The sequence below is a fragment of the Bordetella sp. H567 genome (genome assembly GCF_001704295.1).
GTDB lineage: Bacteria > Pseudomonadota > Gammaproteobacteria > Burkholderiales > Burkholderiaceae_B > Bordetella_C.
In genome coordinates, this window is sequence record NZ_CP012334.1 from 3,906,335 (window position 1) to 3,919,247 (window position 12,913).

Annotated in this window: 13 protein-coding genes; 5 read left to right on the plus strand and 8 right to left on the minus strand. The window is 62.7% G+C overall.

Translation table 11 applies throughout. From position 1 onward, the window contains the following. Positions 1 to 108 precede the first annotated feature (108 nt). Positions 109 to 1,317 (plus strand): CocE/NonD family hydrolase, encoded by a 1,209-nt coding sequence (locus AKI39_RS17535; RefSeq protein ID WP_201258512.1) that lies wholly within the window; start codon positions 109 to 111, stop codon positions 1,315 to 1,317. A gap of 63 nt (positions 1,318 to 1,380) precedes the next feature. On the opposite strand, the gene AKI39_RS17540 is transcribed toward AKI39_RS17535, so the two are convergent. From AKI39_RS17540 to AKI39_RS17575, 8 genes are all read right to left on the minus strand, one after another. Beyond that, on the minus strand, positions 1,381 to 2,685 hold the full coding sequence (locus AKI39_RS17540) for a citrate synthase (protein ID WP_066638843.1): 1,305 nt from the start codon (positions 2,683 to 2,685) through the stop codon (positions 1,381 to 1,383). 18 nt (positions 2,686 to 2,703) lie between these two features. Further along, positions 2,704 to 2,964, minus strand: a complete 261-nt coding sequence (locus AKI39_RS17545; RefSeq protein WP_145925305.1) for a succinate dehydrogenase assembly factor 2 — start codon at positions 2,962 to 2,964, stop codon at positions 2,704 to 2,706. Between the two features lie 77 nt (positions 2,965 to 3,041). Next, positions 3,042 to 3,758 carry a succinate dehydrogenase iron-sulfur subunit gene (locus AKI39_RS17550; protein WP_066638851.1) on the minus strand — a complete coding sequence of 239 codons (717 nt, stop codon included), beginning with the start codon at positions 3,756 to 3,758 and terminating at the stop codon, positions 3,042 to 3,044. Positions 3,759 to 3,771: 13 nt separating this feature from the next. Continuing rightward, positions 3,772 to 5,550 (minus strand): succinate dehydrogenase flavoprotein subunit, encoded by a 1,779-nt coding sequence (gene sdhA, locus AKI39_RS17555; RefSeq protein WP_066638853.1) that lies wholly within the window; start codon positions 5,548 to 5,550, stop codon positions 3,772 to 3,774. Between the two features lie 3 nt (positions 5,551 to 5,553). After that, complete coding sequence (sdhD, locus tag AKI39_RS17560; protein ID WP_066638855.1) at positions 5,554 to 5,937, minus strand: succinate dehydrogenase, hydrophobic membrane anchor protein; 384 nt, start codon at positions 5,935 to 5,937, stop codon at positions 5,554 to 5,556. Positions 5,938 to 5,939: 2 nt separating this feature from the next. Then, a complete protein-coding gene (gene sdhC / locus AKI39_RS17565; RefSeq protein WP_066638858.1) occupies positions 5,940 to 6,353 on the minus strand; it encodes a succinate dehydrogenase, cytochrome b556 subunit in 414 nt (137 codons plus the stop codon). Between the two features lie 120 nt (positions 6,354 to 6,473). After that, positions 6,474 to 7,256 (minus strand): GntR family transcriptional regulator, encoded by a 783-nt coding sequence (locus AKI39_RS17570; protein ID WP_066638861.1) that lies wholly within the window; start codon positions 7,254 to 7,256, stop codon positions 6,474 to 6,476. A gap of 305 nt (positions 7,257 to 7,561) precedes the next feature. Beyond that, positions 7,562 to 8,056 carry a hypothetical protein gene (locus tag AKI39_RS17575; protein ID WP_145925306.1) on the minus strand — a complete coding sequence of 165 codons (495 nt, stop codon included), beginning with the start codon at positions 8,054 to 8,056 and terminating at the stop codon, positions 7,562 to 7,564. Between the two features lie 350 nt (positions 8,057 to 8,406). Here AKI39_RS17575 and AKI39_RS17580 point away from each other — a divergent pair, with 350 nt between their 5' ends. From AKI39_RS17580 to AKI39_RS17595, 4 genes are all read left to right on the plus strand, one after another. Further along, a complete protein-coding gene (locus AKI39_RS17580) occupies positions 8,407 to 8,925 on the plus strand; it encodes a hypothetical protein (protein WP_066638866.1) in 519 nt (172 codons plus the stop codon). A gap of 213 nt (positions 8,926 to 9,138) precedes the next feature. Further along, positions 9,139 to 10,128, plus strand: a complete 990-nt coding sequence (locus AKI39_RS17585; protein WP_066638868.1) for a malate dehydrogenase — start codon at positions 9,139 to 9,141, stop codon at positions 10,126 to 10,128. A gap of 109 nt (positions 10,129 to 10,237) precedes the next feature. Then, positions 10,238 to 11,404: a bifunctional 2-methylcitrate synthase/citrate synthase gene (gene prpC / locus AKI39_RS17590; RefSeq protein ID WP_066638875.1), complete on the plus strand. Its 1,167-nt coding sequence runs from the start codon at positions 10,238 to 10,240 to the stop codon at positions 11,402 to 11,404. Positions 11,405 to 11,434: 30 nt separating this feature from the next. Further along, on the plus strand, positions 11,435 to 12,886 hold the full coding sequence (locus AKI39_RS17595; RefSeq protein WP_066638877.1) for a bifunctional 2-methylcitrate dehydratase/aconitate hydratase: 1,452 nt from the start codon (positions 11,435 to 11,437) through the stop codon (positions 12,884 to 12,886). Positions 12,887 to 12,913 lie beyond the last annotated feature (27 nt).

Below are 12,913 nucleotides of genomic sequence, written 5' to 3' on the forward strand. Positions count from 1 at the left end.
AAGCCTTGACCAGCCGCCTGCATTTCCCTACCGCCATGATTCAAGCGGCGGTCTGGACACACCCCCGCCGCCGTCCAGGCGCTTGCGAAATCAAGATCTGGGAGCCAGATGGGTTATTCCCAGCGGCGCCCGCAAGAGACCGAGGCGACGAACGTGACACGATGCCGCGCTATCGTTAGACAACACTTGCCATCCATGGCGGCTCTCCTGGCCGCCATGATTTTGATATCGACGAACTGCCTTGCCGATCCCCTTGTGGTGGAAGAGCACGTCACCCTGCCGGTCACGATCGACGGCCGCGCGGAACATCTCGAAGCCCTGATCGTCCGACCGGCGACAGGCGGCCGTTTTCCGATCGCGCTCATCGTCAACGGTGCATCCAGGCATCCACGAAGCATGCATGCCGACGACCTGGCCAATCTCGCGCACGACTTTGCCCATCGCGGCTGGCTGGCGGCTTCCATCGTCTGGCGGGGATATGGTCACTCCAGTGGCGTTGTCCAGGACGAAGCCGGCACCTGCACCCGGCCGGATGTCGCGCGCTACCTTGACGCACGTGCCGACGATCTGGCCGCGGCCCTGGCATCGCTTCGGACCCGGCCCGACGTCGACAACACCACGGTCCTGGGCGTGGGCACATCCGTTGGCGGCGTATCGATGCTGGACCTGGCGGCGCGACCGGATCGTCCGCTCACGGCGGTCATCAACCTATCGGGCGGCCTCTACCACGACGCCAGGCCCTTCGCGCCGAATCCGGCATGCGGTCCCTTCGAAACAGCGCTGGTTCGCCAGGTCTCGGCCTTCGGTGCGGCCGCCGTGCCCACGCTGTGGATTTACGCCAGGAACGATCCGTGGTTCCGGCCCGAACTGGTCGAACGCATGCTGCAGGGATACCGCGCAGGGGGCGGGAAAGCCGACTTCGCGATGCTCCCGCCGTTCCGCAAGGACGGACACACCTTGTACCGATGGGAAGCCAGCGACCTGACACAGCCCAGGATCGACGGCTTCCTGGCGGCCAATCATCTTCCCGCCATGGAGGACAGCGCCGTTTTCACTCCCTTGCTGGCCGTGCTGAACGCCCGTGGCCGGGAAGATGTCCAACGCTATCTGCGGGCGTCCACGGAGAAGGCGCTGGCCATTTCGGCGAACGATCATGGCGTCTACTGGGCGGTCAACACCCGCTCGCTCGCGAAGGCGCGAGAAAAGGCGCTCGCCCACTGCCGGACATCGAGCGGCCGGCAATGCCACGTGATAGCGGAGAACCGCAACCTTCTGGCCACATGGCGCGACGCGTACCAACAACAAGGGCCGCGCTAACGCGGCCCTGCATACGCCTATGAGGCCCGGCACCGGCCCTGCGGCCGGCGCCCACCCCGTTGCTTACTTGCCGCGCTTGATATCGCGCGCGGGCGAACCCGTGAACAGCTGGCGCGGACGGCCGATCTTGTAATCGGGGTCGGTCAGCATTTCGTTCCACTGGGCGATCCAGCCCACCGTGCGGGCCAGGGCGAAGTTCGCCGTGAACAGCGCGGTCGGCACGCCGATGGCGCGCTGCACGATACCCGAGTAGAAGTCCACGTTCGGGTACAGCTTGCGGTCCACGAAGTAGGAGTCTTCCAGCGCAATGCGCTCCAGCTCCATGGCCAGCTTGAACAGGGGATCGTTTTCCAGGTTCAGCGCGGCCAGCACTTCCTTGCACGTCTGCTGCATCAGCTTGGCGCGCGGATCGTAGTTCTTGTACACGCGATGGCCGAAGCCCATCAGGCGCACGCCCGAGTTCTTGTCCTTGACCTTTTCCATGAACTCGCCGACCTTGGCGACGCCGCCGTTGGCCTGCAGTTCTTCCAGCATCTGCAGGCAGGCTTCGTTCGCGCCGCCGTGGGCAGGACCCCACAGGCAGGCCACGCCGGCGGCGATGGCGGCGAACGGGTTGGTGCCCGACGAACCGCACAGGCGCACGGTGGACGTCGACGCGTTCTGCTCATGGTCGGCGTGCAGGATGAAGATGCGGTCGAGCGCGCGTTCGACGACTTCGTTCACCTGATAGTCTTCGCAGGGCGTCGCGAACATCATGCGCAGGAAATTGCCGGTGTACGACAGATTGTTCTGCGGATAGATGAAGGGCTGTCCTTGCGAATACTTGTATGCCATCGCAACCAGCGTCGGCATCTTGGCGATCAGGCGGATCGCGGAAATATGGCGATGCTGCGGGTTCGTGATATCCAGCGAGTCGTGATAGAACGCCGACAGCGCGCCGACCAGTCCGGTCAGCACCGCCATCGGGTGCGCGTCGCGGCGGAAACCGCGCAGGAAGAAGTGCAGCTGCTCGTTCACCATGGTGTGATGCGTCACCTGGGAATCGAAGTCCTTTTTCTGTTCCGGCGTGGGCAGTTCGCCATTCAGGATCAGGTAGCAGACATCCATGAAGTCGCAGTTCACCGCGAGCTGCTCGATGGGATAGCCGCGATACAGCAGTTCGCCCTTGTCGCCGTCGATGTAGGTGATCGCGGAAGAGCACGCCGCCGTCGACATGAAACCGGGGTCGTACGTGAACATCCCCGACTGGCCGTAGAGCTTGCGAATGTCGATAACGTCCGGACCTACCGTACCCTGGTAAATCGGGAATTCAATCGGAGCACTGCCGTCCGAAAACGTTAGGGTGGCCTTTTTGTCTGACTGTTTCATCGTACATTCCTCTCAAAGTTACAGCTCGCGCATCTTGGCGATGATTCCGCGTAGCCTCGGCGTATCCAGTTCACCTTCTGGTTCACTGCGCGCCAGCAACAGGTCGAGCAGGTCGTTATCGCCCAGTTCGAATAGCTGCGTCAGCGCTGCTACATCCGCGTCGGTCAGTTGCGACTCGTACGCATCCAGGTATTTCGTAATGATGAGGTCGTTTTCGAGCAGGCCTCGACGCGCCCGCCAACGCAACCGCGCACGCTCCAATTCGGTAAGTGCGACCACGTTACTCCCCCCGCCGCCGCGTGGCGACATCCCGCGTGGCGGCGTGCTTCAAGGCGGAGGGCGAGCGGGTACTCATGCTAGACCGTCCGCCGGACCATCAGTTCCCGGATCTTGCCGATCGCCTTGGTCGGATTCAGGCCCTTGGGACAGACGTCCACGCAATTCATGATGGTGTGGCAACGGAAGAGCCGATACGGATCCTCCAGGTTGTCCAGGCGATCGCCGGTTGCTTCGTCGCGGCTGTCCGCGATGAAGCGGTAGGCCTGCAACAGGCCGGCCGGGCCGACGAACTTGTCCGGGTTCCACCAGAACGACGGGCAGGAGGTCGAGCAGCAGGCGCACAGGATGCACTCGTACAGCCCGTCCAGCTCTTCCCGGGCCTCCGGCGACTGCAGGCGCTCACGCTCGGGCGGCGGCGTGTCGTTGATCAGGTAAGGCTTGATCGAGTGGTACTGGTTGAAGAAGTGCGTCATGTCCACGATCAGGTCGCGGATTACGGGCAGTCCGGGCAGCGGCTTCAGGACGATGGGTTCCTTGAGCTCGCGCAGGTTGGTGACACAGGCAAGCCCGTTCTTCCCGTTGATGTTCATCGCATCCGAGCCGCACACGCCTTCGCGGCAGGAACGGCGCAGCGCGAGGCTGTCATCGACGTCGTTCTTGATGCGGACCAGCGCGTCCAGCAGCATCTTGTCCGTCGGCTGGAGTTCGACTTCCAGCTTCTGCATATAGGGACGCTCGTCCTTGTCCGGATCGTAGCGGTAGATCTCGAATTTCACGATTCGCTTGGTGCTCATGCCGGCATCCTGCTTAGAAAGTACGCGCTTTGGGCGGGAACGACTCGACCGTCAGCGGCTGCATCTGTACGGGCTTGTAGTCCAGGCGGCTGCCCTCGGAATACCAGAGGGTATGTTTCAGCCAGTTCTCGTCGTCGCGGGTGGGGTGGTCGTTCAGGGCGTGGGCGCCGCGGCTCTCGGTGCGGTTGGCGGCCGACTTGATGGTGGCGCGCGCCACTTCCGTCATGTTGGCCAGTTCCAGCGCTTCCACGCGGGCCGTGTTGAACACCTTGGACTTGTCCTTGAAGGCGATGTGGTCCGCCTGCTGGGCCAATTCCTCGATCTGCCCCACGCCTTCGTTCAGCAGTTCCAGGGTGCGGAACACGCCGCAGTGGCGCTGCATGGACATGCGGATGGCGTTAGCCACGTCCTGGGTCTTTTCGCCCGAGGTGCGCGATTCCAGCTTGTTGACGCGGTCCAGCGAATAATCCACCGAGGATTGCGACACCGTCTGGAACGTATGCTGGCGTTCCAGGTGTTCCCCAACGATATGGTTGCCCGTGGCGCGGCCGAACACGATCAGGTCCAGCAGCGAGTTGGTGCCCAGGCGGTTGGCGCCGTGCACCGATACCGCGGCGCACTCGCCGATGGCGTACAGGCCGTTGACGATCTTGCTTTCGCCGTTCTGCCACGACACGACCTGGCCGTGATAGTTGGCGGGGATGCCGCCCATCTGGTAGTGGATGGTCGGAACGACGGGAATGGGTTCCTTGATGGGATCGACGTTGCCGAACTTGATCGCGATTTCACGGATCGACGGCAGGCGCTTGTTGATCGTTTCGGCGCCCAGGTGGTCGAGCTTGAGCACGACGTAGCTGCCGTCCGGACCGCAGCCGCGTCCTTCCTTGATTTCCTGGTCCATCGAACGCGACACGAAGTCGCGCGGCGCCAGATCCTTCAGCGTGGGCGCGTAGCGTTCCATGAAACGCTCGCCGTCCTTGTTCAGCAGGATGCCGCCTTCGCCGCGCACGCCTTCGGTGATCAGCACGCCCGCGCCGGCCACGCCGGTCGGGTGGAATTGCCAGAACTCCATGTCCTGCAGCGCGATGCCGGCACGCGCGGCCATGCCCAGGCCGTCGCCGGTATTGATGAAGGCGTTGGTGGACGCTGCCCAGATACGGCCCGCGCCGCCGGTGGCCAGCACGGTCGCCTTGGCTTCCAGGATGTAGATTTCGCCGGTTTCCATTTCCAGCGCGGTGACGCCCACGACGTCGCCGTTTTCATTGCGCAGCAGGTCCAGCGCCATCCATTCGACGAAGAACTGCGTGCGCGCGGCGACGTTGCGCTGGTACAGCGTATGCAGCAGCGCGTGGCCGGTGCGGTCGGCGGCGGCACAGGCGCGCTGCACCGGCTTTTCACCGAAGTTGGCGGTGTGGCCGCCGAAGGGACGCTGGTAGATGGTGCCGTCCGGGTTGCGGTCGAACGGCATGCCGAAGTGTTCCATTTCGTACACCGCGCTCGGCGCCTCGCGGCACATGAACTCGATGGCGTCCTGGTCACCCAGCCAATCCGAACCCTTCACGGTGTCGTACATGTGCCAGTACCAATTGTCCTCGCTCATGTTGCCCAGCGACGCACTGACGCCGCCCTGGGCGGCCACGGTATGCGACCGGGTGGGGAACACTTTGGACAGCACCGCCACCGACAGGCCCGCCTGGGCCAATTGCAGGGAACAGCGCATGCCGGCACCGCCGGCGCCGACCACCACCACATCGAATTGGCGGCGCGGCAAGGAATTCATGACAGCGACCACGGCTTAGAGCCTCCAGATGATTTGCGCGAAGTAAGCGAGGGAGCCCACCAGCCACAGGATGGTCAGCACCTGCAACAGCAGGCGCACGCCCACCGGCCTGACGTAGTCCATCCAGATATCCCGCACGCCGATCCACGCATGCCAGATCAGCGACACGAAGGCCAGCGTGGCCAGCACCTGGCCCAGCGGCAAGGCGAACACGTGGAAGGAAAACAGCGCCTTCCAGCTCTCGTAGGTAAAGCCCGGCATCACCAGGATGCCCACCAGCAGCACGATGGTGTACAGGGCCAGGATGACGGCGGTGATGCGCTGGGCGATGAAATCCATCGTGCCGTAGTGCGCGCCTACGACCAGGCGCTTGGCGCCATAGTTCTTGGTGACAGCCATGCTTACCAGGCTCCGAACAGTTTGAGACCGAACACCACGGTCAGCGCCAGGCTGACCCCCAGGACCACACCGGCGCTTCGCTGCGCGGGCGCCTTATCGATGCCTTTGTGCAGGTCCAGGATCAGGTATCGGATGCCCGCACAGAAGTGATGCAGATAGCCCCAGATCAGCGCCAGCAGGATCAGCTTGACGATGGGGTTGCCGGTGATCGCGGCGATATTCGCAAAGCTTTCCGGCGAAGCCAGGCTGGCCGCGAGCAGCGGCAACAGGACCAAGGGAAGACAGAGGAACAGCAGTGCACCGCTGACGCGGTGCAGAATCGACACCTTGCCGGGAAGCGGCAGGCGGTAGCTAAGGATCTGCGGAACGCTGATATTGCGAAACTGCGGACGCGGCTTGGCAGCTGAGTCGGACATGACGGCCTCGGGGTTTCGGAACTAGGAAATCGTAACGGCGGGAGTGCCTGGCCCTTGCGGGAAAAACGGACTATTTTCGCCCATGTAACGGGTTGCTATCAAATCGGGTGAAAAAGCCCATCAATTCAAACTATTACGGTAATGGTACCGATCAGTCAGGTATAAGCCCCGCCGGATTTCCATCGGGCGATCGCCATACGTGTAGGAAGTGCGGTCCACCTGCAGCAGCGGCGCGCCGGGCGCCACGTGCAGCTCGGCCGCGGCCTCCGGCGTCGCCGCCACCGCGCGCAGCTTTTCGTCCGCGCGGATCATGCTGACGCCGAACTCGGATTCCAGGAAACCATACAGGGGTGCCTTGTTCGCGGCCAGCAGCTCCAGCGTCAGGCGGCGGAAGATCGAACCGGGCAAGTAGATATCGTCCAGCACCGTCGGCACGCCGCCGAAGGTCAGCAGGCGGCGGATCGCAACGACGGTTTCGCCGGCCCGCAGCTCCAGCGCACGCGCGACCTCCGCGGAGGCACGCACGCGGCGGCACTCCTTGACATGGCTTTCGGCGATTTCCCCTTCCACGCCTTCGTCGCTGGCCAGCCGCAGGAAGCGGAAGCGCACGCGAGCTTCGTGGTGGGTTGCGACGAAGGTGCCCTTGCCCTGCCGGCGCAGCAGTACGTGTTCCGCGGCAAGCTCGTCGATGGCCTTGCGAACAGTGCCCTGGCTGACCTGGAAGCGCGCCGCCAAGTCGATTTCGCTGGGGATCGGTTCACCCGGCTTCCACTCGGCCCGGTCCAGGCTTTGCACCAGCAATTGCTTGATCTGCCGATACAGCGGACTGAAAGCGGCGCTCGGGCCGCCAGGACCGGCGGCACCTTTGTTGCGCGAAGAGGGTTCGGGCCGGGGGTCTGCCATGGGGTACGGATAAAGCCACGTCGTGAGCGGCGCAAGCCGACGTGGCTGGAAGTCGAACGGCGCGGAAACTTAGCGCAAAATTATCGCACGGCGGGCCTGCACTGTCCAATATCTTATATAAGACCCAGCAGGCCGGTAACGCGTCGTCCCAGGGCCACCCGTCCGCCGTTCGCGCGCTTTCGACACCTCGCCTGCCCTATCAGGCGAGCCATGACGCGAATGGATGAACGGCGCCGCTGGGGCGCCGTTCCGGTTGGGCGAATCGCCAAGAAACCAGGAGCACGTAATTCAGCTGCGCAAACGAATCAAAACATAATGTCCACGAGTACCACATTGGGCTGCCATTGATTCAGGCAGTTATACGAGTTTTCATTACCCGACTGCATGCATGTGGCAGACTGCACATGGTCCCCGTAAATGATGGTTTCCCAGGTACCGGCCTGTGTCTGGTGCAAGAACTGAACCGTCCCACCGAGGCTTGAGTTCCAGATCACGTTCTTCCACGATCCATTACAACTACCGCCGTTATCATCATCGAGAATCTCATTCTTCGGCCGGCCTGGTTGCACCGTGAAACTGGCATCGCCCGGGTTGTACATGCACTGCGAAGACGCGAGCGTCAACGTAATATTGGAAGACGTCGTATTGATGAACGTCACGGTATAAGGCGTTTCCTTTTCCGCTCCCACCCTGGGCTTTCCTGTCTTTTCTTTCTGGGCCATCGCCGGCCCCGCGCCGATCAGCAAGCCCGCCAGCACGCAAGTCATAGCCGCGCCCAATCCTGATCTTGTGTTCGCCATAATGAATCTCCCACTCGAGAGTGTGTGTCAATGACGCCCCGCTGAAGCCAACGGCTTGGCGGGCGTTACCGTCGCACTACCGGCAAGCGGAAGATAGTCCCATGCCGCACCGCATGCAGAGCAACTTCGCGTAAAAGGCTGTGAGTGAGGGAATAATTGCGTCCCCCCGCGCCCGGGGATCGGTTCGATTCGACGAACGTAATTTCGATTCTGCGCGCCGTCCGCTCGACCATGGACCTGCTACAAAACACATACCGTGGCGTGGCTGCGGCCTGGTAACAATCGAGCGCGCCGTTGGGAGCGTAAATGCTCAATGGCGGCATCACCTATCGCACCAATAAGGAAACGGAATGCGTACGCTAGAAAACCTGTTATGGACAGCCATACTCGCCACTCTTCTTCTCCCCAGCCTCTCGCACTCGGAGACAACAAAGCAAAAGGCCACGCTGGAAAGTGGCGATGTACCTGTATTCGCCCGGAAACTCGTGAAAAATGCTCCGCCGCCTCTCCGTAACGGGGCCCGGGCCCGCTGCTTCATGAGCGACCACCGTCTCACGGAAAGCGAGTTCTGTCCTGTCATCATCTATCGGGGCTTGACATATTGGCCGATGTCCTTCGACGATAATCGCGTGGCGATTCTGGCGGCAGGATACGACGACAATAAAAAACTCGTGCGCGAGGTATATATGTGCGGTACACGGTACGTTTTTTACGCCACCATCGACACGAAAGTACAGAACGTCGTTTTCTGGGGCCAGGCGGGCGATAACGGCGACGCGACTTCCGCCAAAGTCTCCTGGCGGCTGTTGCGAGAGGGAGGAGCCACATGCCCTGTCCCCTCCGCCACAGGCCTCAAACCGGCGCCTTGACACCTTGACATCATGCGTCCGCGCATCGCCTTGAACTGATCCCGCGATTGCGCCGCTTCTGCGCGGGACACGTCCGGGAGGAAGCTGGTCGGGAAGTTTCGAGTCGGGCTTGGCTCTCCGTTGCCATGCCTTGCCGCCAATGAACGCGGTCAAGGGCATTACGATTACACTATCCGGCGAGATTTTTCTCGACGACCATTACGGAGAATGTTCATGTCCAAGCCCGCTTTGCGCGTCGCCGTGACCGGCGCCGCCGGTCAAATCGGCTACGCCCTGCTCTTTCGCATCGCTTCCGGCGAAATGCTCGGCAAAGACCAGCCCGTCATCCTGCAACTGCTTGAAATCCCTGATGAAAAGGCCCAGAAGGCGCTGAAGGGCGTCATGATGGAACTGGACGACTGCGCCTTCCCGCTGCTGCAGGGGATGACCGCGCACAGCGATCCGCGCACCGCCTTCAAGGACGCCGACGTCGCCCTGCTGGTGGGCGCCCGTCCCCGCGGACCGGGCATGGAACGCAAGGACCTGCTCACGGTCAACGCCCAGATCTTCACCGCTCAGGGCCGCGCCCTGAACGAAGTCGCCAAGCGCGACGTCAAGGTCCTGGTGGTCGGCAACCCCGCCAACACCAACGCCTACATCGCCATGAAGTCCGCGCCGGACCTGGCGGCCGAAAACTTCACCGCGATGCTGCGCCTGGACCACAACCGTGCCCTGTCGCAACTGGCGGCCAAGTCGGGCAAGGCCGTGGCCGACATCGAGAAACTCATCGTCTGGGGCAACCACTCGCCCACGATGTATCCCGATATCCGCTTCGCCACGGTCGGCGGCCAGAGCCTGGCCAAGCTGATCAACGACGACGCATGGAACCGCGACGTCTTCATCCCCACCGTCGGCAAGCGCGGCGCCGCCATCATCGATGCACGCGGTCTCTCTTCCGCGGCCTCGGCCGCCAACGCCGCCATCGACCACGTGCGTGACTGGGTCCTGGGCAGCAACGGCAAGTGGGTCACGATGGGTATCCCGTCCGACGGCTCCTACGGCATTCCGGAAGGCATCATCTACGGCGTGCCCGTCACCACCGCCAACGGCAAGTACACCCGCGTCACCGGGCTGGAGATCGACGCCTTCTCGCGCGAGCGCATGGACCTGACGCTGAAGGAACTGCTCGAAGAGCGCGACGGCGTGAAAGACCTGCTGAAGTAATCAAGCAGCAAGCAAAAAGGCCCGCCATGTACGGGCCTTTTTTTGTCGAAAAACCGGCGGCGCCCACAAGGCGAAGCGATAGCAAGTACCCCTCGGGAAAGGAGCAGACATGAGCACGTCCGACCAGGACCAGCAGCAACCGGGATTCAAGCCCAAGAAATCAGTCGCACTGTCAGGCGTCGTCGCTGGCAATACGGCCTTGTGCACGGTGGGCCGCAGCGGCAACGACCTGCACTATCGCGGCTACGACATCCTGGATATCGCGGATACCAGCGAATTCGAGGAAATCGCCCATCTGCTGGTCCATGGCAAGCTGCCCAACAAAGCGGAGCTGCAGGCGTACAAGCGCAAATTGCGCGCGCTGCGCGGCCTGCCGGCACAGCTGCAGGTTGCCCTGGAAGCCCTGCCGGCGTCCAGCCATCCCATGGACGTGATGCGTACCGCCGTGTCGGTGCTCGGTTGCATCCTGCCCGAAAAGGACGACCACAACCTTCCTGGGGCGCGCGATATCGCCGACCGCCTGATGGCCAGCCTGGGATCGGCACTGCTCTATTGGTATCACTACAGCCACAACGGCCGGCCCATCGACGTCGAAACCGACGACGACAGCATCGGCGGGCACTTCCTGCACCTGCTGCATGGTGAAAAACCCAGCGACGATTGGGTCAAGGCGATGCACAGCTCGCTGATCCTGTACGCGGAACACGAGTTCAATGCTTCCACCTTCACCTGCCGCGTCGTCGCCGGTACGGGCTCGGACATGTACTCGGCCATTACCGCCGGCATCGGGGCGCTGCGCGGCCCCAAGCACGGTGGCGCCAACGAGGTCGCCTTCGAAGTGCAGAGCCGCTACGAAACGCCGGACGAGGCCGAAGCGGACATCCGCCGCCGCGTGGAAAACAAGGAAGTCGTCATCGGCTTCGGGCATCCCGTCTATACGGTCGCGGACCCGCGCAACAAGGTCATCAAGGCGATCTCGCAGAAGCTGTCCAAGCAGAGCGGCAGCATGCAGCTGTACAGCATCGCGGAACGCATCGAAAGCGTCATGTGGGACGCCAAGAAAATGTTCGCCAACCTGGATTGGTACTCCGCGGTCAGCTACAACAAGATGGGCGTGCCCACCGCCATGTTCACGCCGCTGTTCGTCATCGCGCGCACGGCCGGCTGGGCGGCCCACATCATCGAACAACGCGTGGACAACAAGATCATCCGGCCAACCGCCAATTACGTGGGACCGGAAGACCGCAAGTTCGTCCCTATCGAAAAGCGCAAGTAATCCGCCGCACGCAACCAGAAGGCAAACATCATGTCCTCACACATCTCCAACGTCCGGCCGGAGCCGGACCAGGTATTGGTCGACATCGCCGACTACGTTCTCAACTACGAAATCAAGAGCGAGTTGGCGTACGAGACCGCGCGCAACTGCCTGATCGATACGCTGGGCTGCGGTCTGGAAGCACTCGAGTATCCCGCCTGCCGCAAGCTGATGGGCCCCATCGTCCCGGGCACCGTGGTGCCCAACGGCGCGAAGGTGCCCGGCACGCAATTCCAGCTGGATCCGGTGCAGGCGGCATTCAATATCGGCGCCATGATCCGCTGGCTGGATTTCAACGACACCTGGCTTGCCGCCGAATGGGGCCATCCCTCGGACAACCTGGGCGGCATCCTGGCCACGGCCGACTGGCTGTCGCGCAATGCCGTGGCCGCCGGCAAGCAAGCGCTGACCATGCGCAAGGTATTGACCGGCATGATCAAGGCCCATGAAATCCAGGGCTGCATCGCGCTGGAAAACTCCTTCAACAAGGTGGGCCTGGACCACGTCGTCCTGGTGAAGGTCGCGTCCACCGCCGTGGTCGCCGAAATGCTGGGCCTGAGCCGCGAAGAGATCATCAATGCGGTATCGCTGGCCTGGGTCGACGGCCAAAGCCTGCGCACCTACCGGCACGCGCCCAATGCGGGCAGCCGCAAGAGCTGGGCAGCGGGCGACGCCACCAGCCGCGCCGTACGGCTGGCCCTGATCGCCCGCACCGGTGAAATGGGCTATCCATCCGTGCTGACCGCCAAGACCTGGGGGTTCTACGACGTCTCGTTCAAGGGGCAGCCGTTCAAGTTCCAGCGTCCCTACGGCAGCTATGTGATGGAAAACGTGCTGTTCAAGATTTCCTATCCCGCCGAATTCCACTCGCAGACCGCGGTGGAATGCGCCATGCAGCTGCACCAGCAGATGGCCGCGCAAGGCAAGCGGGCGCAGGACATCAGCAAGATCACGATCCGCACGCACGAAGCCTGCATCCGCATCATCGACAAGAAGGGTCCACTGAACAACCCGGCCGACCGCGACCATTGCATCCAGTACATGGTGGCGGTGCCGCTGATTTTCGGCCACCTGACGGCGGCAGACTACGAAGACGACTTCGCCCGCGATCCGCGCATCGACGCGCTGCGCGACAAGATCGAATGCGTCGAGGACCCGGCGTTCACGCGCGACTATCACGATCCCGACAAGCGCTCGATCGCCAATGCCTTGACCATCGAGTTCAACGACGGCAGCAAGCTGGGCGAAGTGGTGTGCGAATACCCGATCGGCCACCGGCGCCGCCGCCAGGATGGCATCCCGCTGCTGGAAGCCAAGTTCCGCACCAACCTGGCGCGGCAATTCCCGGCGCGCCAGCAGAACCGCATCCTGGATGTATCGCTCGACCAGCAGAAGCTGGAAGCCATGCCGGTCCACGAGTACGTGGACTTGTATGTGATCTAGCGCGGCCTCCCCCCGCCCACACCACGC

What these genes read in the sequence shown, in the direction of transcription:
- sdhC (WP_066638858.1), bottom strand. Translation starts at nt 6,353, where the DNA reads ATGTCCGACTCAGCTGCCAAGCCGCGTCCGCAGTTTCGCAATATCAGC.
- AKI39_RS17550 (WP_066638851.1), bottom strand. Translation starts at nt 3,758, where the DNA reads ATGAGCACCAAGCGAATCGTGAAATTCGAGATCTACCGCTACGATCCG.
- AKI39_RS17585 (WP_066638868.1), top strand. Translation starts at nt 9,139, where the DNA reads ATGTCCAAGCCCGCTTTGCGCGTCGCCGTGACCGGCGCCGCCGGTCAA.
- AKI39_RS17540 (WP_066638843.1), bottom strand. Translation starts at nt 2,685, where the DNA reads ATGAAACAGTCAGACAAAAAGGCCACCCTAACGTTTTCGGACGGCAGT.
- prpC (WP_066638875.1), top strand. Translation starts at nt 10,238, where the DNA reads ATGAGCACGTCCGACCAGGACCAGCAGCAACCGGGATTCAAGCCCAAG.
- AKI39_RS17535 (WP_201258512.1), top strand. Translation starts at nt 109, where the DNA reads ATGGGTTATTCCCAGCGGCGCCCGCAAGAGACCGAGGCGACGAACGTG.
- AKI39_RS17580 (WP_066638866.1), top strand. Translation starts at nt 8,407, where the DNA reads ATGCGTACGCTAGAAAACCTGTTATGGACAGCCATACTCGCCACTCTT.
- AKI39_RS17570 (WP_066638861.1), bottom strand. Translation starts at nt 7,256, where the DNA reads ATGGCAGACCCCCGGCCCGAACCCTCTTCGCGCAACAAAGGTGCCGCC.
- sdhD (WP_066638855.1), bottom strand. Translation starts at nt 5,937, where the DNA reads ATGGCTGTCACCAAGAACTATGGCGCCAAGCGCCTGGTCGTAGGCGCG.
- AKI39_RS17575 (WP_145925306.1), bottom strand. Translation starts at nt 8,056, where the DNA reads ATGGCGAACACAAGATCAGGATTGGGCGCGGCTATGACTTGCGTGCTG.
- AKI39_RS17595 (WP_066638877.1), top strand. Translation starts at nt 11,435, where the DNA reads ATGTCCTCACACATCTCCAACGTCCGGCCGGAGCCGGACCAGGTATTG.